Source organism: Pusillimonas sp. MFBS29 (assembly GCF_020687695.1).
Classification (GTDB): Bacteria; Pseudomonadota; Gammaproteobacteria; order Burkholderiales; family Burkholderiaceae_B; genus Pusillimonas_C.
Window position 1 is genome coordinate 1 of sequence record NZ_JAJEWL010000004.1, and the last position, 20,962, is coordinate 20,962.

Consider the following 20,962-nt stretch of genomic DNA (forward strand, 5'->3'; position numbering starts at 1 on the left):
CGCCTCGCCATCCCACCCTGAATCGGGAAACCCCGGCGGCAGCCGGGGTCGTAGCGCGTGAAGCCGGAGCGGCCCCACCCACACATGCCTTTCTTTAGAAAGGCGAAATATCCCAGGGGAAAATACCGTACGTTAGAAAGAAGCCAAGCACACTCACCGCTCATCATGCGAATGAATCTGCAGCGCCTCCAGAAACCGTGAAACCATGTTGTAAGTAGCAATCGTAGCCGTCAGCTCCACCAACTGCCGCGGCTCAAAAAACGGCCGGACCGCATCAAACACCGCATCAGGCACCTGCACCTGCCGCGTCATACTGTCGGTATAGGCCAACACCGCCCTTTCCTTATCGCTGAACAAATCCGAATCCTGCCAATGCGGCAAAGCATCAAGCTGAGCCTGCGACATCCCCTCCTTCAGCGCAATCGGCGCATGCTGATCAGCCTCGTAAGGCGCACCATTCAAATGCGCAATCTGCATAATCACCATCTCACGCAGAGCACCATCCAGCGAATTATGATGACGTATGCCCGTAAGATGATTCAGCCAGCCACGCGCAACCGGCGGACTCTGCAACAACATCTGGTACAAATGCAACACACTGCCGCGCTCCGCGACAATCTGCTCGACCAACGGACTGACCTCGGGATGCGTCAGATCGGCATAAGGTAAACGGGCCATAGGGCTTCCTTGAACAATGACTGCGCCGGCAACTAAACCGGCAGCACTTGATTAACCGTGCGAACAAAGCGCGAAACAATCTCGGTGATATCAGACGGCTTGCAAATAAACGGCGGCGCCAGCAACACATGATCGCCACGCACACCATCGATCGTGCCGCCCATAGGGTACATCAGCAGCCCATTTTGCATCGCTTGCTGCTTCAGCTTCGCATGCGTCTTTTGCGCTGGATCCAGCGTAGCCTTGCTGGCCTTGTCCTGCACGAACTCCACACCCACAAACAGGCCGCGGCCACGGATATCGCCCACATTCGGATGATCGCCCAGCACACTGCGCAGCTCGGCACGTAACTGCTCGCCCCGCTGCTGCACATTGTCGAGCAGTTTGTCCTGCTCGATCACGCGCTGAACCGCCAGCGCTGCCGCGCAGGCCGTGGCATGACCCATATAGGTATGCCCGTGCTGGAAGAAGCCGCTGCCCGCCACAATCGCGTCGTAGATGCGGCTGCTGGCCACCATGGCGCCTATGGGCTGGTAGCCCGCGCCCAGGCCCTTTGCGATAGTGATGATATCGGGCACTACGCCATCTTCGGCGCAGGCAAACAAATGGCCTGTGCGCCCCATGCCGGACATGACCTCGTCCAGTATCAACAACACGCCATGGCGGTCGCAAACCTCGCGTACCCGTTGCAGGTAGGCATTGACCGGAGCCAGTGCTCCTGCCGTGGCGCCCACGACGGTTTCTGCCACGAAGGCGGCCACGTTCTCGGCGCCCAGAGTCTGTATTTGCTGATCGAGCTCGAGGGCCAGGCGCTCGGCATACTGCTCTTGTGTTTCGTCGGCACGCTGATCGCGATAGGGATAGCAAGGCGACACATGATGCGCTGGCACCAGCAGCGGCAGAAAGGGCTCGCGCCGCCATGCATTGCCGCCTATGGCCAGGGCCCCCAGCGTATTGCCGTGGTAGCTTTGGCGGCGTGCAATGAAATGGCGCCGCGTGGGCTGACCGATTTCGACAAAGTACTGGCGCGCCAGCTTCAATGCCGCCTCGACCGCTTCGGAGCCACCCGACAGAAAGTAAATATGATTCAGGTCGCCGGGCGCGCGCTCGGCCAGGAAATCGGCCAGATCTTCGGCTGCCCGCGTGGTGAAGAAGGACGAATGTGCATAGGCCATTTCATCGAGCTGGTTCTTGATGGCCTGTATCACCACGGGATGCCCGTGACCCAAGCAGGAAACCGCCGCTCCGCCTGAAGCATCGATATACGATTTGTTGTCCTGGTCGAACAGCTCTATGCCCTGGCCGCGCACGGCAAAGGCAAGGTGCTGCTTGGGATTGCGATGAAATACATGTGACATGACGGGCCCTGAATGGAAAGTGGTGGATGAATGTGGCTGCGCATGACGCGACAGGCAAAATTCAACACTTGTTTCTCAAATCATATACTCTTCAACAAATAAATCAATATAATCGGGTCATGCTTCGCTGACCGCGCCCGGGTACGTTGCAGTTTCCTGACACCCGGGCCGGCCCGCACCCATCCTTTGATGCAAGGCTACGCTATGCCCAAGTCCTCATCCCGGTCTGTAAAAGACGCCGCTCCCGCCAGCCTGGAAGCCCTCACGGCCCGCATCCAGCGCGACTTTGCGCAGATGACGCCCCAATTCCAGGTGGGCGCCCGCCATCTGCTGGAGTTTCCGCTCGAGATCCCGCTGGCCTCGATGCGCAAGATTGCCGGGCAGGCGGGTGTGCAGCCTGCCACACTGGTTCGTCTGGCCAAGTCGCTGGGCTATGAGGGCTGGCAGGAACTGAAAGATGTTTTCGTGCGATCATTGCAGCGTGGTCCCGAGCGCTACGCCGACCGGGCACGCAGGCTGCAGCATGGCAGGCGTACGGGCAATGCCTTGAGCCGCGCCGTTGAGGCCCAGTCCGACAATATCCACCGCATTCAGGCCAATAACGCCGAGCGCCTGCCCGCAGCGCTGCAACTGTTGTCGCGCGCACGGCAGGTGTATGTGGCAGGCTTTCGGGCATCATTTGCGTCGGCTTTCCTGTTCCAGTACCAATATCGTCTGTTCCGTACTTCCGTCACACTGCTGCGTGGTGATGCCGGCACCCTGGAAATGGAGCTGCGCGCCTTGGGCAAGGACGACACGGTCGTGCTGGTCGGCTTCGCACCTTATTCGCGCGAGGCATTGCGGGTAGCACAGGCCGCACAGCAGGCCGGCAGCCGCGTGCTGGCCATTTGCGACAGTGCCGTCGCCCCCATCGCCTTGAATGCCGACTGCGTGCTGCTGTTTTCCACCGACACGCCCTCTTTCTTTCCCTCCAGCACGGCCGCGACGGCTCTGATAGAGTTGCTCATAGAGCAGTTGCTGACCAAGGCAGGCAAGCAAGCCATCAAACGTATCGAGGCCGCCGAGGAACAACTGCACCAAACCGGCGCCTACCTATAATTTATCTGGCAAGGAATACAACATGTTGTCACTGGTTGAACTATCCGGCTCACCGTTCAGCGTGGGCAGCACCCTGGGCAAATTCGGCGCCCCGGCGGCTCATGATTACCTGATCCATTCCGAGTCATGGGCCAGCGTCATGGCATGGCGTGGCAGCGATGCAGCCGCCTCCATGCTGGCTCTGGTCGATGCCCATTTCCCGCAAATACGCCAGGAACTCGAAGGGCTGGCCAGCGGTCTGGAACTGCCCTTTGAAGATGTTTTCCTGTGGAATTGCCGGGGTGACCTGTGGTCCATGCCTCCCGATGGCTGCACCACCGTGCAGTTGCCGGGCCGGCAGCCGCGCATCACTCACAACGAAGATGGCGATCCGGGGTTTGCCGGGCATTGCGGCCTGGGCCTGTTCAGGCCCGACAACGGGCCGGCGTTTGCGTCGTTCCTGTACCCTGCTTCTATCCCCGGACACACATTTGCGGTGACTGCGCACGGTCTGGCCATGACGGTCAATAACCTGCGCTCGCGTCAGATCACAGCCGGCGTTCCCCGTATGGTTATCACGCGCGCCATCCTGAACCAGACGCGTCTTGAAAACGCCCTGACACTGCTGCGCAGCACGGCCAAGTCCGGCGGTTTTCACCTGAGCCTGGCACAAAGCGGCCAGCCCGATCTGTACACGGTGGAATTCAATGCGCTGGGCGTATCAACCTTTACACTGACCAAGCCCGCGCTGCACGCCAATCACCTGATCCACCCATTCATGCGCGATCATGCGCAGCTGATCACCGATTCATCGCGCTACCGCCAGGAGCGCGGCAATGCCCTGCTGGCCCAGGGGGTGAATGATCCTTTGCGGATTCTGGCCGATCAGGAAAACAAGGTATTTCCGATTTATCGCAACGCCCCCGACGACAGCGATAACGAGAACACCATGGCCACCGCCGATCTGCACATAGGTGCCGGCCAGGTCGACTGGTGTGTGTACGAACAACCGGGCGAACCGCCCCGGTATCGCCTGACGGACGCCAGTCTGGTTTAGGCGTGCCAGGCGCAGGCGCTAGATCGAATTCCTGACAAACTCGGCCACGGCTGCACTCAGATCGGTCAGATCGTTCTGCAGCTTCTCGAAGTTGGCGCTTTTCCCGTAATCGGTCTCGCCCATATAAAGGGCCCGGTTTACTTCTATCTGCAGGCTGTGCCGGTTTTCTTGCGGCCGGCCCATGCGTGCAATCAGCGCCACACCCTTGAAGGGATCGTTGCGTGCGACGGTGTAACCGCGCTCAACCAGGAAGTCTTCAATTACGCCGATAAAAGTGGGATCGCAGGTCGTGCCGTCACGATCGCCCAGCACAAAATCAGCCAGCGGCTTGTCACTGGCAATCTCCAGAATTTCGTATGAGTTGGACGGCATGGAGTGCAGGTTCAGATGCCAGACCACACCAAACTTCTCATGGGCGGCCTCGATTTGCCGGCCCAGGGCTTCGTGATAAGGCTGATGGTAGTCGGCGATGCGGCTCTCGACCTCGGAAACCCAGAGCTTGTGATCGTAAATGGGCTGGGTGCGTCCCTTGGTCCAGATCAGTCCGTGGCCCAGCCTGGATTTCTCGGTAGGATGCAGGTCTGTGGGCCAGGGTTCGGCCAGAATATTAGGATCGATATCATCGACATCGCGATTGGGATCGATATAGGAACGCGGGAAGTTGGCAGCCAGCAAAACGCCACCTGCCGACGGTATGGCCCGCCACAGTTCGTGCACGTAGGTATCTTCTGCAGAGCGCAGCTCAGAGACCGGTATGCTGAACTGAAAATCGGCCGGATAGCAGGTACCGCTATGAGGCGAATCACATACCAGCGGAATGGCAGTGCTGGTGGGTAACGACAGCTCGTAAGGCGCAAAATCCGAGTCGGCAAATTTCATGGTGTCTCCTGGTTCAAGTGACAGGCGCTCAGGTGTTCGACAGTGCCCGTATGGATGGCGCGTAGCAAGGGACGTTCCACCTTGCACCGATCCATGACCTTGGGACAACGCGGGTGAAATGGGCAACCCGAAGGCGGGTCTATGGGCGAAGGCAGTTCGCCCTTGATGGGATCAAACTGGCGCCTTCCGGTGCGCAGCACGGGCAGTTCCTTGATCAGGGCCTGCGTATACGGATGATTGGCACGGCTGAAGATGGTGTCGGTATCGGCCAGCTCGACGATGCGGCCCAGATACATGATGGCCACACGGTCGGAAATATGGCTGACCACGCCCAGGTTGTGGCTGATGAAAATATAGGTCAGGTCGAATTCCTGGCGCAATTTTATAAACAGGTTCAGCACCTGGGCCTGAATGGATACATCAAGCGCGGCCACGGCCTCGTCACACACAATGACCGATGGCTTCAGGGCAAGCGCCCGCGCCACGCCTATGCGCTGACGCTGACCACCCGAGAACTGGTGCGGGTAGCGAAAGCGATAGTCCGGGTCCAGACCCACTTTCTGCATTAGTCCGGTCACGTAGGACTCTTTGTCTGCGCGCTTGATCAGGCCGTGCGCCACGGGACCTTCACCGATGATGTCCAGTACGCGCATGCGCGGATTCAATGACGAGAAAGGATCCTGGAAAATCATCTGCACGCCCAGTTCGTACTCGCGCCGGCGCGCACCGGACAAGGTTTCGACGGGCACGCCCTTGTACAGCACCTGGCCGCCGGTGGGCGGCAAAATGCCGGTCAGCATGCGACCCAGGGTTGACTTGCCGCAGCCCGACTCACCCACCAGTCCTATAACCTCGCCGGCCCGGATGTTCAGGTCAACCCCGGCCACGGCCAGAACGGAACGGGGAGGACCGCCGCCCTTGATCAGCCGCCCGATCCGCTCAACAAAATCTACCGGCTGGCTGTAGCGGCGCTGCACATCTTTCAGGCTTAAGATCATTTCGGTATCGCTCATGCCTGTTCCCCCTTGTGCCAGCAGCTGACCCAGTGTCCCGGTGCAGTCTCTTCGAGCACAGGCGGATTCACGCACTGCAGGCTGGCGCGATAGCAACGCGCCTGGAAGGGACAGCCGGGAGGCAGATCCAGCAAGGAAGGCGTAGAGCCGGGTATCTGGAACAGGTCCTTACCACGCGTGTCGACCGACGGTATGGAAGAAATCAGACCATGCGTGTAAGGATGTTGTGCGCCCCCGATGATCTGCCCTGTCGGGCCGGTTTCAACAATACGACCGGCATACATCACCGCCAGGCGGTCCGCCAATCCGGACACGATGGCAAGATCGTGGGTAATCCAGATCAGTGCAGTACCCAGTTCACGGCACAGCTTTTGTACTTCGTACAGAATCTGGCCCTGTATGGTGACGTCCAGTGCCGTAGTGGGCTCGTCGGCAATAATGAGCCTGGGCTCATTCAGCAAGGCAATGGCAATCGCAATGCGCTGGCGCATGCCGCCCGATAACTGATGCGGATACACCAGCAACCTGTCGGCCGGCGATGGAATGCCCACCATGCCCAGTACCTGTATGGCACGATCGCGCGCCGCCTTGCGCGAGACCCGCTTGTGCGCCCTGATGGCTTCTATCATCTGGGTATCCACACGCAAGGTGGGATTGAGCGTCATCATGGGATCCTGAAAGATCATGGCCATGTCGCGCCCGCGCAAGCGGCGGTATTCTTCGTCGGGCAAGGACTGCAGGTCTTGTCCGTTGAAATACAGGCGCTCGGCCTGCATGCGGCCCGGCTCGTCGACCAGTTTCATCAGGGAAAAGCCGGTAATGCTCTTGCCCGATCCCGACTCGCCGACCAGCCCCAGAATTTCGCCGTGCTGCAGCTGCAGCGACACGCCGTCAACGGCCTTCACGATACCCGCACGCGTGTGGAACCACGTTTTAAGGCCCTGCACATCCAGCAATAAAGAGGAAGTTGCTGTCATGGCCTAAATCTCGTTGCGCGGGTTAAGGATGTCGCGCAGATGATCACCCACCAGATTGATGGCGATGACCACCAGCGCCAGCGCAATACCCGGGAAGAAGGAAATCCAGTAATTGCCCGACATCATGAACTCAAAACCATTGGAAATCAGCATGCCCAGCGAAGGCTCGGTAACGGGTACGCCAACGCCAAGGAACGACAAGGTGGCTTCCAGCGCGATGGCGTGTGCCAGGTCTATGGTGGCAATGACCATAAGCGGCGGAATACAGTTGGGGAAGACATGGCGCCACAGAATGCGCGGCCACGACAGCGACATGCAGCGCGCGGCCTCGACATATTCCTTGTTGCGCTCGACGATGGCCGCACCGCGTGCCGCCCTTGCAAAGTAGGCCCACTGCACGGCGATCAGCGCGTAGATGACCTTGTCTACCCCTTTGCCCAGCACCGCCAGCAGAACCAGCGCCAGAAGAATGGATGGAAAGGACAGCTGAATATCGACGATGCGCATCAGCAGCGCATCGGTACGCCCGCCGAAGTACGCCGAAATCAGCCCCACTGCGGCGCCGATCAGAAACGCCACCGACACCGAGACAAACCCCACGAACAGACTGATGCGCAAGCCGTACAGTATGGCCGAGAACACATCGCGCGCCTGCCCGTCGGTGCCCAGCCAGTAGGTCATGCTTTCGTCCATATTGGTGCTGCCGGGCGGCATCTTGGAATCGAAGATATCCAGGGTGGCGATATCGAAAGGATTCTGCGGCGCTATCCAGGGCGCGAAAATCGCCAGCAGCAGAAAAACCATCAGCAGCAGCAAACCCAATACCGCAAGCTTGCTGGCGTAGAACTGTGCAATGAATATACGGAGCTGGCTATCCTTCATGCGCTCCCTCCGAGGCGTACGCGCGGATCGAGCACGGTATAGGCAATATCAACGATAAGATTAAGCATGGCCAGGAACACCACGGTCAGCATCAGATAGGCCACCACCACAGGTCTGTCCAGGGTGATGATGGAATCGATCAGCAGCTTGCCCATGCCCGGCCATGAAAACACCGTTTCGGTAACCACAGCAAACGCAAAGACCTGGCCAAATTCCAGTCCGCCTATGGTCACGATGGGAATCAGGATATTTTTCAGCAAATGCACGCCCAGCACGCGCCGCTCGGACAAGCCTTTGGCACGGGCGAACTTGATGTAGTCCAGTGGCAGACACTCGCGCGTGGCCGCTCGCGTAACGCGAATGATCAGCGCACACTTGGCTACGGCAATGGTTGAGGCCGGCAGTATCAGATTCTTGAAGCCTTCCCAGTTGAAGATGCTGAGCTGTATGGGGCCATAGCTTTCAACCGGCCCGCGTCCGCCGGCCGGCAACCAGCCCAGCATGACGGCAAACAGCATGATCAGCATCAGGCCCACCCAGAAATTGGGCAGCGAGAATCCCAGCACCGACCCGGCCATAATGCCACGCGCGCTCTTGCCGCCTGGCTTGAGGCCGGCGTAAATGCCCAGAGGCACACCTATGACCAACGACAGAAACATGGCCAGGGTGGCCAGCTCCAGCGTGGCCGGCATGCGCTCGAGGATCAGGCGCATAGCCGACTCACCGGTCAGGAAGCTGGCACCGAAATCCAGGTGTACCGCCTTACTGAGGAAAATGGCGTATTGCCGCCATAGCGGCAGGTCGAGCCCGAAGTTCTGACGTATGAGCTCGCGCTCAGCGTCAGTGGCTTCGGGGCTGGCCAGCATGTCGACCGGGTCGCCGACCAGATAAAGGCCGCCGAACACCAGACCCGACATGACCAGCACTACGACCAGCGTTTGCAGCAGACGACGAACAATGGTCGCGAACACTGGTTACGCTACCCGCTTACTTGGCTAGCGTCATGTCTTGGGCCAGCGTCATTTGGTCGGCCCGGCCACCATAGCGGATGTCGTTCTTCATGGCCCAGACGGAAAGCTCGAACTGCAACGGCAGGATGCCGTAGTCTTCCATGACCATGTCGCCGGCCTTTTGCAGCAAGGCTGAACGCTTGTCGTCATCCAGTGTGACCGAGGCTTCGGCAACGACCTTGTCCATCTCGGGGTTCGAGTACTTGCTCCAGTTGGTGGTACCCAGACCTTTCTCTTTGTTCTTGGTAACGACCAGGGACTTCAGGGGGTTAAGCATTTCACCCGAACTGGCTGCCCAGCCCGCCAGATAGGTGCTGAAGGCAAAGGCATTACGCTGCTTGAAGAACACGGGCGGCGCCATGGTTTCGACGTTGGTCTTGACACCTATGCGAGCCCACATGGCAGCCACGGCCTGCGCAATGCGCTTGTCGTTGGTATAGCGGCCGTCAGGCGAACCCAGGGTAATGGTGAAGCCATCGGCGTAACCCGCTTCGGCCATCAGCTTCTTGGCCTTTTCTGCATCAACCTCTTCAGCCTTGGAATGTTTTTCCGAGGTACCAAAGGCCGGATAAGCCAGCAGGTTGCCGGCAGGCAGACCCACGCCATCCATGATGCGCTCGACGACAGCCTTGCGATCTATAGCCAGCGACAGGGCCTCGCGCACCCGCTTGTCGGTCAGAGGGTTCTTGCCGTTGGTGCCTTCCATGCCGGGCGGCGGTTCTGCGCCTTGGTTGAGCGCCAGGTAGATCACGCGCACCGAAGGAGTTTCCTGTATGTACAGGTTCTTGTCGTTCTTGAGCCGTGGCAGATCGTCGGTGGGTGGATCTTCGATTACGTCGACATCACCCGCCAGCAGGGCGGCAACCCGGGCAGCCGAATTGGAAATGGGCCGGTATGTGACCTTGTCCCAGTCGGGCTTGTCGCCCCAGTAGTGCTCGTTACGCTCGAGGACGATCTCGGCGCCACGCTTCCAGGATACGAATTTGTATGGCCCGGTACCTACCAGGCCATCGCCGCGATTCAGCTCGACCGTGGTCTTGCCTTCAGGCGCCGGGCCGGCCGCCGCCTTGTGCGACATGATGGGCACCATGGACAGATTGGCCAGCAACACGGGCGAAGGACCCTTGGTGGTGATCCTGATGGTGTGTGGATCGGCGGCCTCGACCTTGGCCACACTGCTTAAATACAGCGAGTACGACGAAGGGCTGTTGGGTACCTTGGGCACACGGTCGTAGGTGAAGATGACATCTTCGGCAGTAAAGGGTGAGCCATCGGAAAACTTGACATCTTTGCGCAGCTTGAAGGTCCAGACCTCACCATCTACGGTCCAGGATTCGGCCAGCGATGGCACGGGCTTGGCATTGCCGTCGGTACGGACCAGCGGATCGAACATGGTTTCCGACAACTGGGTATTCGGCGTGAGCGAGTGGAATTGCGGATCCATGGAGCTGGGCTCGGAACGCAAGGCGATGGTCAGGTCGCGTGCCTGCGCCATGCCTGCCGCCCCCATAAAGCAGGCCGCCATGGCCGACAAAAGAATAGTCTTGTGAATCAGTTTCATAAGTGTGCTGCCCTTTATGCTATTTATTTGATTAAACGGGTAAGCCAAACACTGCTCGAAAACATGCACGCCATACACCTGCGCGGCGCAACAAAAAAACGCCCCATGCTTGAGGCATGGGGCGAGTGTAAGCGAGTCGGCCGGATTTACATGATCAGTATTTTCCCCATGCAACCGGAATGTCGCCGGGCATTTACTGCACGCTGCTCATCATGTATTCCACCGCAGCGCGCAGGGTTGCATCATCGGCCGAAGTGGCGCCTCGCGGAGGCATTGCACCCTTGCCCTTGATGGCCACTTCCAGGACAGAGTCCAGACCCTTTTCGACCAGCGGAGCCCAGGCCGTCTTGTCGCCCAGCTTGGGTGCATTGGCTACACCGGTGCTGTGGCAGGCTACGCAAGACGACTTGTACAACTTCTCGCCGTCAGGGTGAGTCGACGCGACTTTCTTGGCAGCGGGCTTCGCAGACTTGGCCGTTTGCTTTACAGGTTCTGCCTTGGCAGCGACCGCTTTGGGAGCTGGTTTGAGGGCTGGCTTGGCGCTGGCCATCTTCTTGCTCCAGTCCTCAACGTACGCAGCCGCTTCCTTGGTGATGGGACTCGTTGCCTTGATTTGTTTCATCAGGTCGTCATTCCATTTACCCTCGACCACGAAGTGGCCGGCGGCGCCCAGTTCAAAAGCCTCGATCAGGTTGTGGTTGACGTAGGCATACACACCAGGCTGCTTGAAGGTGTACAAGGCTGCCCCGGCCGAACCACCCCGGATGAACCAGGTTTCCAGGTTCTTTTCAGGCTCGTTGTCGAACTTGCCCGTTTCCCAGACCCAGTCACCGTGTCCACCGATAAGGTGAGGACGGGTGTCGCGGTTGGCCTGCGAGTGAATCATCAGCACGGTTTCGCCCACATTGGCTTTCATGGCGCCTTCACCGGTCAGGGCACCGACGCCGCCATTGAAGACCACGTGCGTGGGAATCAGCGTGCGCATGGCTTCCACGGTGTCGGAGTAACTGTCGGCCAACGAAGCATAGTCTTTGTACTGACCGTTTTCGTCCTTAGGTATGTACAGGTCGAACTCGCCTATGGAATAGACGCGATCGTACTTCAGCTCATTGCCTTCAGGATCTTTCAGGCCGTCGCGCGGAAGCACCATGATGGTGCCGCTCATACCCGAAACCACGTGCCAGGGCACCATGCCTTCAGGCGCACAGTGATACACGAACACCCCGCTGCGGTCGGCCTTGAAGCGCATGGTGGCCTGCTCGCCGGGAGCAACGTCGGTAAGCTTGGCCCCGCCCAGGGCGCCCGTTGCCGAGTGGAAGTCAACGTTGTGCGGCATGGCGTTGGTGGCCGGATTGATCAGGGTGATCTCGACGTAGTCACCTTCATGCACCACCATGGTGGGGCCGGGCATGGATCCATTAAAGGTCATGGCCTGCAAGGTTGTGCCCTTGTCGTCGATCACGATTTTCTTTTCTTCGATGACCATGGTGAACTCAACCACCTTGGGCTCGGCCGATGCCTTTTGTGTGTGCGCGTGCACCAGGGGCGGAGCCACCAGGTCTACTTTCACGCGCTCGAGTTTATCGGCCAGATCTGCAGCCCAGGCAGGGGCGCCCATCATCAAGGCGGTCATTGCAGCTAACAGGGTTGGACGCAACGCTTTCATTTTGCTACTCCCTTCAGTCACTTGCTTTAGTAATGTCTACAGCTCTATTGGACTCTTGCGCGCAACTTCCTTCTTTGTTGCAGCACAAACTCGGAGACTGATTCCTGGGGTTTATACGTAGATACAACGCTCGGCCGCCCGACCCAAACTATTGCTAGGAATCAATGATTTAGACCACAAAACGCAAGGCCCCGATGCTAGAATCAAGGGTTAAACGCCTACAACCTGCCCCTGGAAAACCACATGTCGAAACAGCTAAGCCGGTCGTTGATCAAGAAGCTTGATTTTTTCAAGGCCATGCCCGACGCTGCACTCGATGCCGCCCTGGAAATCGCGCAGGTATGCCGCCTGGCCGATGGCGAGGCAGCCTTTCACCAGGGCGAACCGGCTACCCAGTTTTTTGTGTTGCTGCACGGCCACCTGAAAGTCGTCCAGGTCACGCCCGAAGGCGAACAAGTCGTTGTGCGCTACGTTAATCCGGGCGACGTTTTCGGCATTGCCAGGGCTATGCAGCGCAGCCACTACCCGGCCACAACCGTAGCCGTCCAGGAAAGCATTGCGCTGGCCTGGCCTTCGGCGGAATGGGACGAGTTCATTTCCGGCAATCCGCTGTTTGCCGTCAATGCACTGCAAACCGTTGGCCAGCGCCTTCAAGACGCCCATTCGCGCATACGCGAGTTGTCTACCGAAGAAGTCGAACAAAGGGTGGCGCGCGCCATCGTGCGTCTTACCGACGAATCGGGCGAAAAAACCGATGAAGGCATACTGATCAATTTCCCCATTACGCGGCAAGACATCGCCGAAATGACCGGCACCACGCTGCACACGGTCAGCCGCCTGCTCAGCGCCTGGAAAGAACGCGGCCTGGTCAGCAGCGGGCGCAAGCGCATCGTGGTGCTGGACGTAAACGAACTGATACGGCTGGCCGAAGGCGCACACCCCATCAAAACGCCCGGCTAAGGCCTGCTCGCACCACTGAAGCGCGCTCTATCGTGCGAACAGGGGCTAGCCCATACCCAGCTTTTCCATCAGGCTGGGCTTGGCCGCATCGGCGCTGTCGTCGCGCACCAGCCGGAAGCCCAGGTTGCTGGGCGGTATGCCCACCGAGCAGGCCCCGCCCTTGGGGTCGCGAATGAAATCGGTAATTACGCTGCGGTGCGGGCCGGCCACCACGCGCACGCCGCAATTAGGCGTACCGCCTGCAGCACCGGCGGTATCGCTGATGTCCAGGTTGTAGCGGCTGTGGCAGGTGTCGGTCCAGTCCCACACATTGCCCACCATATCCTGCATGCCGGCCTCGTTCTGGCCAAAACCGCCAAATGGACGCAACTGCGCGTCAACCGCGGTCTGGCGCTGCGTTTCAAGCTTGTATTCGGCCAGCCAGCGCTGGGCCGGATCAGCCGGATCGAAGGTGTCGAGCAAGATGTCTTCCTTGTAGCCCGGGCCGGCCGCATGCACCCATTCGGCAAAGGTGGGCAGGCGGTAATGATGGCCGGTTTCGCCGGACAGCCAGGCGGCGTAGTCGGTGGCATCGCGCCAGCTGACGCCCACCACCGGCAGGTTGGGATCGACCGCGTCGCGCTGGTCTTTGTCCAGGCGCTTGCACGCCTTGGCCTGCACGCAGGCGGCGAATTCGGCCTGGCTGACCTGGCGCTGCATGATGTACAGGGTGCTGTCGAAATTGACCTGCGCAAGCGGCGGGCTGACGGGATAGCCGCCTTTGGTGTATTCCCCTGGCGGATAATAGTGCAGCTCGCCCGCCGGTATGGCCGCCAGGCCGTCCGGAACGGCCGTATCGGCGGCATTGACGGCCACCTTGTCGGTGCCCGCGCCGCAGCCGGCCATCAGGGCGGCTACGGCGGCATAAAACAATGTACGGGACAGGATTCTGGCGGGCGCAAGCATGTTCTTACCTTGAAGTACAGGCCGGCAGGGCCGGCGCTACACCTCTATTGAACCCGCTATGCGCCCGGGCGTCTTTGTTGCAGCGCAAAGACGCCGCCCGGCAGTATCCTAGTTCAGGGCCTGCAAGGTGTTGATCCAGAACTGCTGGCGGCTGGCCAGCGTGGACACCAGAATGTGCTCGTAAAGCGTGTGCGCACCGTCGCCGTCGGCGCCCAGGCCATCCAGCGTGGGCAGACCCAGGGCCGCGGTGAAGTTGGCATCGCTGGCCCCACCCGTCATGGGCGCCTCGTCCAGATCCAGGCCTGCGGCTGCGGCATAGGCCTGGCAGCGCTTCAGCAAGGCGACCGTGCCTTCGGTACGCGGCATAGGCGGCCGGTTCAATTCAAACACCACATCCAGCTCAACGTCGGGCACACGGGCCTGCAGGCCGTTTACCTTGGCACGCAGTTCATCGGCCGCCTCGGGATCAGGCAAGCGGAAATCGGCCCGGATTTCGCAGTGTTCAGGCACCACGTTGGGTGTGGTGCCGCCCTTGACCACGCCCACGCTGACCGTAATGCCGCGCTCGTAATCGGTCATGGCCTGCAGGGCCAGCACCTGATGTGCAATTTCTTCGATGGCATTGCGCCCTTTCTGGTGCTGCATGCCCGCGTGCGCGGGGCGGCCGTGCGCCTTGACGGTAATGAAACCCGTGCCCTTGCGCGCCGTCACGCAACGCCCCCGATCGGCCCTTGCGGGCTCGCAAACCAGGGCATAACGCGATTTGCGCGCATAGTCTTCGATAGCCGTACGTGAGCGATGGCTGCCGGTTTCTTCATCCGGCAGGATCACCAGGTCTACCGGCAGGGCCGTGCCGCCCGACTGCTGCGCCTTGGCAAGGCCCACCAGCGCCAGGCAAATGCCGGCTTTCATGTCATAGATGCCGGGCCCGTACAGCTTGTCGCCTTCGCGGCGCAGCGCGTTCTTTTCCAGAATACCCACGGGATGCACGGTGTCGTAATGGCCCAGCACCAGAATGCCTGGCCTGTCGTCACCGGCCGCGCGGTTATGAATATGCACCAATGGTGCACCGGCGCTGCCCAGATCGTGCAGATCGACGTTCAGGCCCAGGCCTCGCGCGTCGGCGACGATCAATTGCGCCATATCCTGCAGCGCTTCGTCGCTGTGGGAAGGTGACTCAAGGCGTACCCAGCGCTCTATCATTTCCAGCAAGGGCGTCGTGTCGTGATCAGGTTGGCTCATATGCTTCCATTGTCGTTGTTGTGATCGGATTGCTGCAGCAGATGGCATGCGGCCTGGTGGCCGGGCGCTATCGTGCGCAGCTCGGGTACCTGCCGGCGGCAGATGTCTGTCGCATGCGGGCAGCGCGGATGAAATGTACAACCCGGCGGTGGCGCCAGCGGCGAAGGAATCTCACCCTTGATGGGAATGAACTTGCGTCCGCGGCGCGACACGTCGGGCATTTCAGCCAGCAGCGCCTGCGTATAGGGGTGCGCCGCACGTCCATAGACCTCGCTGGTGGGCGCGATCTCAACAATCTTGCCCAAATACATAATGGCCACACGATCGGAAATATGGCGCACCACACCCAGGTCGTGGCTGATGAACAGATACGTAAAACCATGTCGGTCGCGCAGGTCCATGAACAGGTTAATGACCTGTGCCTGTATCGATACGTCCAGCGCCGCCACGGGCTCATCGCACACCAGAAAGCGCGGCTGCACCATCAGGGCGCGGGCGATGCCGATGCGCTGGCGCTGTCCACCGGAAATCTGGTGCGGCAGGCGGTTGCGGTATTCGGGATCGAGGCCAACCTCGAGCAGGGCCTGGTCAACACGGTCAGCCATTTCCTTGCGTGGTGCCAGCTTGTGCACACGCATGGCCTCGGACAGAATCTGATGCAGCTTCTGCTTGGGGTTCAGCGATGCCTGCGGATCCTGGAAGATCATCTGCACGCCCAGCGTGTAGTCCAGCTGATCCTTGCCGCGTAAGGTGCCGGCATCGCGGCCGTCGAACATCACCTGGCCCTGGCTGGGTTTGATCAGACCGGCCAGAATGCGGCCCAGCGTTGACTTGCCGCAGCCCGACTCGCCCACCAGACCCAGAACCTCGCCCTTGCGTATGGTCAGATCCACGCCGTTTACGGCATGGACGGTCGGGTTTTCGACCGGGCGGCCGGTCAGTCCCAGCAGCCGCTGCGCCAGGTCGGGCTTCTTGCTAAAACGCTTGTACAGGTCCTGCAACTGTATGACGGGTACGTCGCTCATGCCTGAACCTCCAGCGGGAAATGGCAGCGGAAATGGCGTTCACCGCGCCGGGTAACGTCGGGAGCCTTCTGTCCGCACAACACATCGCTGCGCGTGCAGCGCGGACGGAAGGGACAGCCGGCCTCGCGGCTGGTCAGCGTGGGTGCCATGCCTTCGATCTGCGTGAGCCGTGCACCCGGCGCAGTCGCGCCCGGCATGGATTCCAGCAGACCCTTGGTGTAGGGATGCAAAGGATTGCCAAGCACCTGCTCGACGCTGCCGTACTCCACTATGCGTCCGGCATACATCACCGCAACCTGGTCGGCCAGCTCGGCCACCACGCCCAGATCATGCGTGATCCAGATCATGGCTGTATTCTGTTCACGGCACAGCTTCTGCATTTCAAACAGAATCTGGCCCTGTATGGTGACGTCCAGTGCCGTGGTGGGCTCATCGGCAATGATCAGCTCGGGCCGGTTCAGCATGGCAATCGCAATGGCCACACGCTGGCGCATGCCGCCCGAGAACTCGTGCGGATAATTGTCCAGCCGGCTTTCAGGCGATGGTATGCCCACCTGGCCCAGGGCCTCGATGCAGCGGGCGCGAATTTCTTCACGCGATACGCGCGGGTAGTGAGTGTAGATGGCTTCAGCCATCTGCTCGCCTACCCTGAGCACCGGATTCAGCGTCATCAGGGGATCCTGGAAGATCATCGCAATGCGGTCGCCGCGCAAGGCGCGCATCTGCTCTTCCGTCAGGCCGCGCAGTTCCTGATCCTTGAAGCGCACCGAACCGGATACCACTTCACCGGGCGCATCGATCAGGCCGAGCAGCGAAAAACCGGTCACGGATTTGCCCGAACCCGACTCACCGACCAGACCCAGGATTTCACCGCGTCTTACGGTCAGGTCTACACCATCAACAGCCAGCCAGGCGCCGGCCTCGGTATGAAAGGCCGTCTGCAGGCCCTGCACATCCAATAAAACAGGGGAGGTAGTCATCAGCGTCGGGGGTCCAGGCTTTCGCGCAGGCGATCGCCCGCGATATTGATGGAAAGAATCAGCAGCAACAACGCCACACCGGGGAAGATACTGATCCAGTAATCGCCTGACATCAGGTATTCAAAACCACTGGCAATCAGCAAACCCAGCGACGGCTGCGTCACCGGCACCCCTACGCCCAGGAAGGAAAGCGTGGCTTCCAGCGTGATGGCCGTTGCGATCTGTATGGTGGCAAACACCATGACCGGGGCGATGCAATTGGGCATCAGGTGCAGCAGCATCACACGCCAGGCCGGAAAGCCCAGGTTCTGTGCGGCTTCTATGTATTCCTTGCGGCGTTCCTGCAAGGCGCGACCACGCATAATGCGCGCATAGTGCGCCCACTGCACCACCACCAGTGCGATGATGACCTTGTCTATGCCCCGGCCCAGCACCGCCAGCAGCACCAGCGCCACCAGCATGGTGGGAAAGCCCAGGATGAAGTCTACTGCGCGCATGATCACGGTATCGAGCCAGCCGCCGCGATAGGCCGCCAGCAGCCCCAGCGTTACGCCGATGGCCACCGAGATCAGCACTGCCCCCAGGCCTACAAACAGGCTGATGCGCAAGCCGTACAGAATCGCGCTGAGCATATCCCGACCTTGCGAGTCGGTACCCAGCCAGTAAGTTATGGAGCCATCGAAATTGGTGGAGCCCGGCGGCAGGCGCCCATCCATGATGTCCAGGGCCAGCAGATCGTAAGGATTCTGCGGGGCAAGAAAGGGGGCCACCATCACCAGCACAATCAGCAGGCCCAAGGCCAGCAGGGAATACTTGGTGGAAGGCTTGCCGCGCAGCTTGCGCAGCATGCGCGCACGCCCGGGCGTTTGCTGCAGAGGCGCAACACGCGCCACCGGGGCCGTGTCGGGTGTCTGCGTCGTTGAAGATTTGGTCATGATTCCAGACATATCAGGCAGCTGGCTCCAGCAATTGAACACGTGGATCCAGCACTGCATACAGCAAGTCCACCACCAGATTGATGATGACAAACAGCAAGGTCACCAGCATCACGTAGGCCACGATCACGGGGCGATCCAGCTGATACACGCTGTCGATCAGCAGCTTGCCCATGCCGGGCCAGGAAAACACGGTTTCCGTGATGGTGGAGTAGGCGATCAGCGTGCCGAACTCCATACCGATAACCGTAACGACGGGAATCAGGATGTTGCGCAGGATATGACGCCGCACAATGCGGCCGGGCTTGATGCCTTTGGCGCGCGCAAACCGCACGTAGTCCTGGCTTTGCGCCTCGCTTACGCCAGAAGCCGTCATACGCAGCACCAAAGCAATATTGGCAATGGCCAGATTGACGGCCGGCATGGCAATGTGGCTCCAGCCCTCGGCGCTGAATACACTGAGCGGCACGCCCAGCACTTCAACGGTAGGGCCGCGGCCCGAGGCCGGCAGCCAGCCCAGCCAGACGGCAAACAACAAAATGAAGACCATGCCCTGCCAGAAGTTGGGCACGGAAAAACCGAAGATCGAGCCGGCCATAATGCCGCGGCCCAGCAGGCGATCACGGTACAGGCCAGCCACCAGGCCCAGCGAAATGCCCAGCACACAGGTCAGCGTGATGGCCACGAACACCAGTTCCAGGGTGGCCGGAAAGCGCTGCAGTATGAGCTGCACCGCCGGTATGCCATGTACAAAGGAATTGCCCAGGTCGCCGTGCAGCGCGCGCCACAGGAACACGCCGTACTGCTTCCATAGCGGCAAATCCAGGCCCAGCCGCGCGATCAGTGCATCACGCTCGGCCTGGGCCACGTCGGGGCTGACAAGAAGCTCGATAGGATCCCCGACCGCATAGACGGCGCAAAAAACCACCACCGATACGGCCAGCAAGACCAGCAGGCTTTGCAGCAGCCTGCGTACTATAAATAAAGCCAAAACCTTACTCCTTAGTCAGCCTTGCTGCGCCTTACTTGGCGACCGTGGCGCCGGTGGCCAGGGTACGCTGGTCAGCACGACCTTCGTAGGCGATGCCCTTGCGATAGGCCCACACGCCACTCTCGAAGTGCAGCGGGATGTTGGGCATGTCGGCCAGGGCCATCTTCACAGCCTGTTGCAGCAGCTCGCTGCGCTTGTTGTCGTCCAGCGTGCGCATGGCTTCCAGGTAGACCTTGTCCAGCTCGGGGTTGGAATAGCGGCCGTAGTTGCTGCTGCCAACGCCCAGTTCCTTGTTGTAGGTCGTGGTCCAGTACTGCAGGAAGTTGCCGGCTTCACCGGTTTCCGAACCCCAGCCACCCAGGGAGGCACTCATTTCACGCTTGGCACGCTTGGGGAAGTAAACCGAGCGTGTCATGGTGTCGACCGAGGTCTTGATGCCGATGCGGCTCAGGTACTGGGCAACCGCCTGGGTCAGTTGGGCGTCATTGATGTAACGGTCGTTGGTGGCCGACAGTGTCAGCTCGAAACCGTCGGGATAGCCGGCTTCAGCCAGCAGTTCCTTGGCCTTTTTCGGGTTGTATTCCAGAGCGGGCGCGCCTTCGATGGCACCGAACATGCCCTGGGGAATGTATTGGTTGGCAGGCTCTGCCACGCCGTCCATGATGCGCTCGACTATGGTCTTGCGATCAATCGCCAGCGACATGGCCTGACGCACTTTGGCGTTCTGCAAGGGGTTGTCACCCTTGGGCGACTTGACCAGAGGGCTTTGCTCGCGGCCGGCATCCAGCTGGAAGAACATGATGCGCACTGAAGGCTTCACGGTGTATTCAAAGCCGCTTTCCTTGATGCGCTTCAGATCGCGTGCAGCGGGGTTTTCGATCAGGTCGAAGTCACCAGCCAGCAGGCCGGTCAGGCGCGGGCCGGCGGCAGGCACGGCGCGCAGCTGCACTTCGCTCCAGGCGGGTGCATCACCCCAGTAGTTTTCGTTGCGCTCCAGCACAATGCCGGTGCCCTTGACGTAGGACTTGAGCGTGTAGGGGCCGGTACCCACCACGGCGTCGCCGCTGTTGAAATCATTCACCACAGGCCACGGCGATGTTACGCCACAGCCCTCTTTGGGGGTGAATGTCAGGGTGTCGTGCTTGACGATACCACTCCAGATCATGGGGATGCGGGCCAGTTCGTTGGGCAGTACGGGCTGGGGTACCGTGGTCTTGAGCAGCACGGTCCTGGCATCCGGCGCCTCGATGGCGGCAATGCGGCGCACGGTATTGACAGCACCGCTGCCGATGCCGGTTTCGTTGTTCAGAATGCGGCAGAAGCTGAAGATCACGTCTTGCGCGGTAAACGGCTCGCCGTTGGAAAAGCGTGCGTTCTCATCGAGCTTGAAGGTCCACACGGTTTCGTCGGTGGCTTCCCAGGACTTGGCCAGCGCGGGCATCAACTTCATGTCGGGGCTCATGGCCAGCAGCGGCTGGAAAATATGCGAAACCAGCGCCTCGTTGGGCGTTGTCTGGTGATAGTGCGGGTCGACCGCTGTCGGCTCGGAAGCCAGGCCTATCTTCAAAGTCTGTGCCTGGGCAATGCCCGCAAAGGCACAAGCCACTACGACAGCAATTTTTTTAATCGTGGGATATACCGTCGACATTCGTGAATTCCTTAGGTTTGTCTCTGGGAGGTAAACGTGGCCCGCTCCGGCTGGAAAGGCGCGCAGGGATCACGCAAA

At 60.1% G+C, this 20,962-nt stretch carries 19 protein-coding genes; 3 read left to right on the forward strand and 16 right to left on the reverse strand.

From position 1 onward, the window contains the following. Positions 1-153: 153 nt before the first annotated feature. A complete protein-coding gene (locus LKR43_RS07035; RefSeq protein ID WP_227683335.1) occupies positions 154-678 on the reverse strand; it encodes a carboxymuconolactone decarboxylase family protein in 525 nt (174 codons plus the stop codon). Positions 679-710: 32 nt separating this feature from the next. Further along, complete coding sequence (locus LKR43_RS07040; RefSeq protein WP_227683336.1) at positions 711-2,036, reverse strand: aspartate aminotransferase family protein; 1,326 nt, start codon at positions 2,034-2,036, stop codon at positions 711-713. A gap of 204 nt (positions 2,037-2,240) precedes the next feature. Between LKR43_RS07040 and LKR43_RS07045 the strand changes: the two genes are divergently transcribed. Further along, positions 2,241-3,134, forward strand: coding sequence for a MurR/RpiR family transcriptional regulator (locus LKR43_RS07045; protein WP_227683338.1), 894 nt, complete (start codon positions 2,241-2,243; stop codon positions 3,132-3,134). 22 nt (positions 3,135-3,156) lie between these two features. Further along, positions 3,157-4,170 (forward strand): C45 family peptidase, encoded by a 1,014-nt coding sequence (locus LKR43_RS07050; protein ID WP_227683339.1) that lies wholly within the window; start codon positions 3,157-3,159, stop codon positions 4,168-4,170. A gap of 18 nt (positions 4,171-4,188) precedes the next feature. Here LKR43_RS07050 and LKR43_RS07055 read toward each other — a convergent pair whose 3' ends face one another. The 7 genes from LKR43_RS07055 to nirK all read right to left on the reverse strand — a co-directional run bounded on the left by LKR43_RS07055 (position 4,189) and on the right by nirK (position 12,158). After that, positions 4,189-5,049, reverse strand: a complete 861-nt coding sequence (locus tag LKR43_RS07055; RefSeq protein WP_227683341.1) for an N-formylglutamate amidohydrolase — start codon at positions 5,047-5,049, stop codon at positions 4,189-4,191. Next, on the reverse strand, positions 5,046-6,062 hold the full coding sequence (locus tag LKR43_RS07060; protein WP_227683343.1) for an ABC transporter ATP-binding protein: 1,017 nt from the start codon (positions 6,060-6,062) through the stop codon (positions 5,046-5,048). The genes LKR43_RS07055 and LKR43_RS07060 overlap by 4 nt, the downstream gene beginning before the upstream one ends. After that, positions 6,059-7,039, reverse strand: a complete 981-nt coding sequence (locus tag LKR43_RS07065; RefSeq protein WP_227683344.1) for an ABC transporter ATP-binding protein — start codon at positions 7,037-7,039, stop codon at positions 6,059-6,061. The genes LKR43_RS07060 and LKR43_RS07065 overlap by 4 nt, the downstream gene beginning before the upstream one ends. Before the next feature lie 3 nt (positions 7,040-7,042). Beyond that, a complete protein-coding gene (locus LKR43_RS07070; protein WP_227683346.1) occupies positions 7,043-7,921 on the reverse strand; it encodes an ABC transporter permease in 879 nt (292 codons plus the stop codon). After that, positions 7,918-8,892 carry an ABC transporter permease gene (locus tag LKR43_RS07075; RefSeq protein ID WP_227683348.1) on the reverse strand — a complete coding sequence of 325 codons (975 nt, stop codon included), beginning with the start codon at positions 8,890-8,892 and terminating at the stop codon, positions 7,918-7,920. Before LKR43_RS07075 ends, LKR43_RS07070 begins: the two co-directional genes overlap by 4 nt. 16 nt (positions 8,893-8,908) lie before the next feature. Then, on the reverse strand, positions 8,909-10,492 hold the full coding sequence (locus tag LKR43_RS07080) for an ABC transporter substrate-binding protein (protein WP_370632081.1): 1,584 nt from the start codon (positions 10,490-10,492) through the stop codon (positions 8,909-8,911). 193 nt (positions 10,493-10,685) lie between these two features. Next, positions 10,686-12,158 carry a copper-containing nitrite reductase gene (nirK, locus tag LKR43_RS07085; RefSeq protein WP_227683350.1) on the reverse strand — a complete coding sequence of 491 codons (1,473 nt, stop codon included), beginning with the start codon at positions 12,156-12,158 and terminating at the stop codon, positions 10,686-10,688. A 243-nt stretch (positions 12,159-12,401) separates the two neighbouring features. Between nirK and LKR43_RS07090 the strand changes: the two genes are divergently transcribed. Further along, positions 12,402-13,118, forward strand: a complete 717-nt coding sequence (locus tag LKR43_RS07090) for a Crp/Fnr family transcriptional regulator (RefSeq protein WP_227683351.1) — start codon at positions 12,402-12,404, stop codon at positions 13,116-13,118. Between the two features lie 45 nt (positions 13,119-13,163). Here the strand turns inward: LKR43_RS07090 and LKR43_RS07095 are convergent, their stop codons facing one another. From LKR43_RS07095 to LKR43_RS07125, 7 genes are all read right to left on the reverse strand, one after another. After that, positions 13,164-14,063 (reverse strand): SUMF1/EgtB/PvdO family nonheme iron enzyme, encoded by a 900-nt coding sequence (locus tag LKR43_RS07095; protein ID WP_227683352.1) that lies wholly within the window; start codon positions 14,061-14,063, stop codon positions 13,164-13,166. Positions 14,064-14,171: 108 nt separating this feature from the next. Then, positions 14,172-15,305: a M20 family metallopeptidase gene (locus LKR43_RS07100; RefSeq protein ID WP_227683353.1), complete on the reverse strand. Its 1,134-nt coding sequence runs from the start codon at positions 15,303-15,305 to the stop codon at positions 14,172-14,174. Next, a complete protein-coding gene (locus LKR43_RS07105) occupies positions 15,302-16,330 on the reverse strand; it encodes an ABC transporter ATP-binding protein (RefSeq protein ID WP_227683354.1) in 1,029 nt (342 codons plus the stop codon). The genes LKR43_RS07100 and LKR43_RS07105 overlap by 4 nt, the downstream gene beginning before the upstream one ends. After that, positions 16,327-17,310, reverse strand: a complete 984-nt coding sequence (locus LKR43_RS07110) for an ABC transporter ATP-binding protein (protein WP_227683355.1) — start codon at positions 17,308-17,310, stop codon at positions 16,327-16,329. Before LKR43_RS07110 ends, LKR43_RS07105 begins: the two co-directional genes overlap by 4 nt. Then, positions 17,310-18,245: an ABC transporter permease gene (locus tag LKR43_RS07115; RefSeq protein WP_227683356.1), complete on the reverse strand. Its 936-nt coding sequence runs from the start codon at positions 18,243-18,245 to the stop codon at positions 17,310-17,312. Before LKR43_RS07115 ends, LKR43_RS07110 begins: the two co-directional genes overlap by 1 nt. 13 nt (positions 18,246-18,258) lie before the next feature. Next, positions 18,259-19,236, reverse strand: a complete 978-nt coding sequence (locus LKR43_RS07120) for an ABC transporter permease (RefSeq protein WP_227683357.1) — start codon at positions 19,234-19,236, stop codon at positions 18,259-18,261. 31 nt (positions 19,237-19,267) lie between these two features. Then, the gene (locus LKR43_RS07125) at positions 19,268-20,884 is read right to left on the reverse strand and encodes an ABC transporter substrate-binding protein (RefSeq protein WP_227683358.1); all 1,617 of its coding nucleotides are present in this window, start codon (positions 20,882-20,884) and stop codon (positions 19,268-19,270) included. Positions 20,885-20,962 lie beyond the last annotated feature (78 nt).

Coding starts and splice junctions, on each gene's coding strand:
- LKR43_RS07070 (WP_227683346.1), bottom strand. CDS start 7,921: ATGAAGGATAGCCAGCTCCGTATATTCATTGCACAGTTCTACGCCAGC.
- LKR43_RS07060 (WP_227683343.1), bottom strand. CDS start 6,062: ATGAGCGATACCGAAATGATCTTAAGCCTGAAAGATGTGCAGCGCCGC.
- LKR43_RS07055 (WP_227683341.1), bottom strand. CDS start 5,049: ATGAAATTTGCCGACTCGGATTTTGCGCCTTACGAGCTGTCGTTACCC.
- LKR43_RS07065 (WP_227683344.1), bottom strand. CDS start 7,039: ATGACAGCAACTTCCTCTTTATTGCTGGATGTGCAGGGCCTTAAAACG.
- LKR43_RS07105 (WP_227683354.1), bottom strand. CDS start 16,330: ATGAGCGACGTACCCGTCATACAGTTGCAGGACCTGTACAAGCGTTTT.
- LKR43_RS07090 (WP_227683351.1), top strand. CDS start 12,402: ATGTCGAAACAGCTAAGCCGGTCGTTGATCAAGAAGCTTGATTTTTTC.
- LKR43_RS07080 (WP_370632081.1), bottom strand. CDS start 10,492: ATGAAACTGATTCACAAGACTATTCTTTTGTCGGCCATGGCGGCCTGC.
- LKR43_RS07095 (WP_227683352.1), bottom strand. CDS start 14,063: ATGCTTGCGCCCGCCAGAATCCTGTCCCGTACATTGTTTTATGCCGCC.
- LKR43_RS07100 (WP_227683353.1), bottom strand. CDS start 15,305: ATGAGCCAACCTGATCACGACACGACGCCCTTGCTGGAAATGATAGAG.
- nirK (WP_227683350.1), bottom strand. CDS start 12,158: ATGAAAGCGTTGCGTCCAACCCTGTTAGCTGCAATGACCGCCTTGATG.
- LKR43_RS07115 (WP_227683356.1), bottom strand. CDS start 18,245: ATGACCAAATCTTCAACGACGCAGACACCCGACACGGCCCCGGTGGCG.
- LKR43_RS07110 (WP_227683355.1), bottom strand. CDS start 17,310: ATGACTACCTCCCCTGTTTTATTGGATGTGCAGGGCCTGCAGACGGCC.
- LKR43_RS07035 (WP_227683335.1), bottom strand. CDS start 678: ATGGCCCGTTTACCTTATGCCGATCTGACGCATCCCGAGGTCAGTCCG.
- LKR43_RS07125 (WP_227683358.1), bottom strand. CDS start 20,884: ATGTCGACGGTATATCCCACGATTAAAAAAATTGCTGTCGTAGTGGCT.
- LKR43_RS07045 (WP_227683338.1), top strand. CDS start 2,241: ATGCCCAAGTCCTCATCCCGGTCTGTAAAAGACGCCGCTCCCGCCAGC.
- LKR43_RS07040 (WP_227683336.1), bottom strand. CDS start 2,036: ATGTCACATGTATTTCATCGCAATCCCAAGCAGCACCTTGCCTTTGCC.
- LKR43_RS07050 (WP_227683339.1), top strand. CDS start 3,157: ATGTTGTCACTGGTTGAACTATCCGGCTCACCGTTCAGCGTGGGCAGC.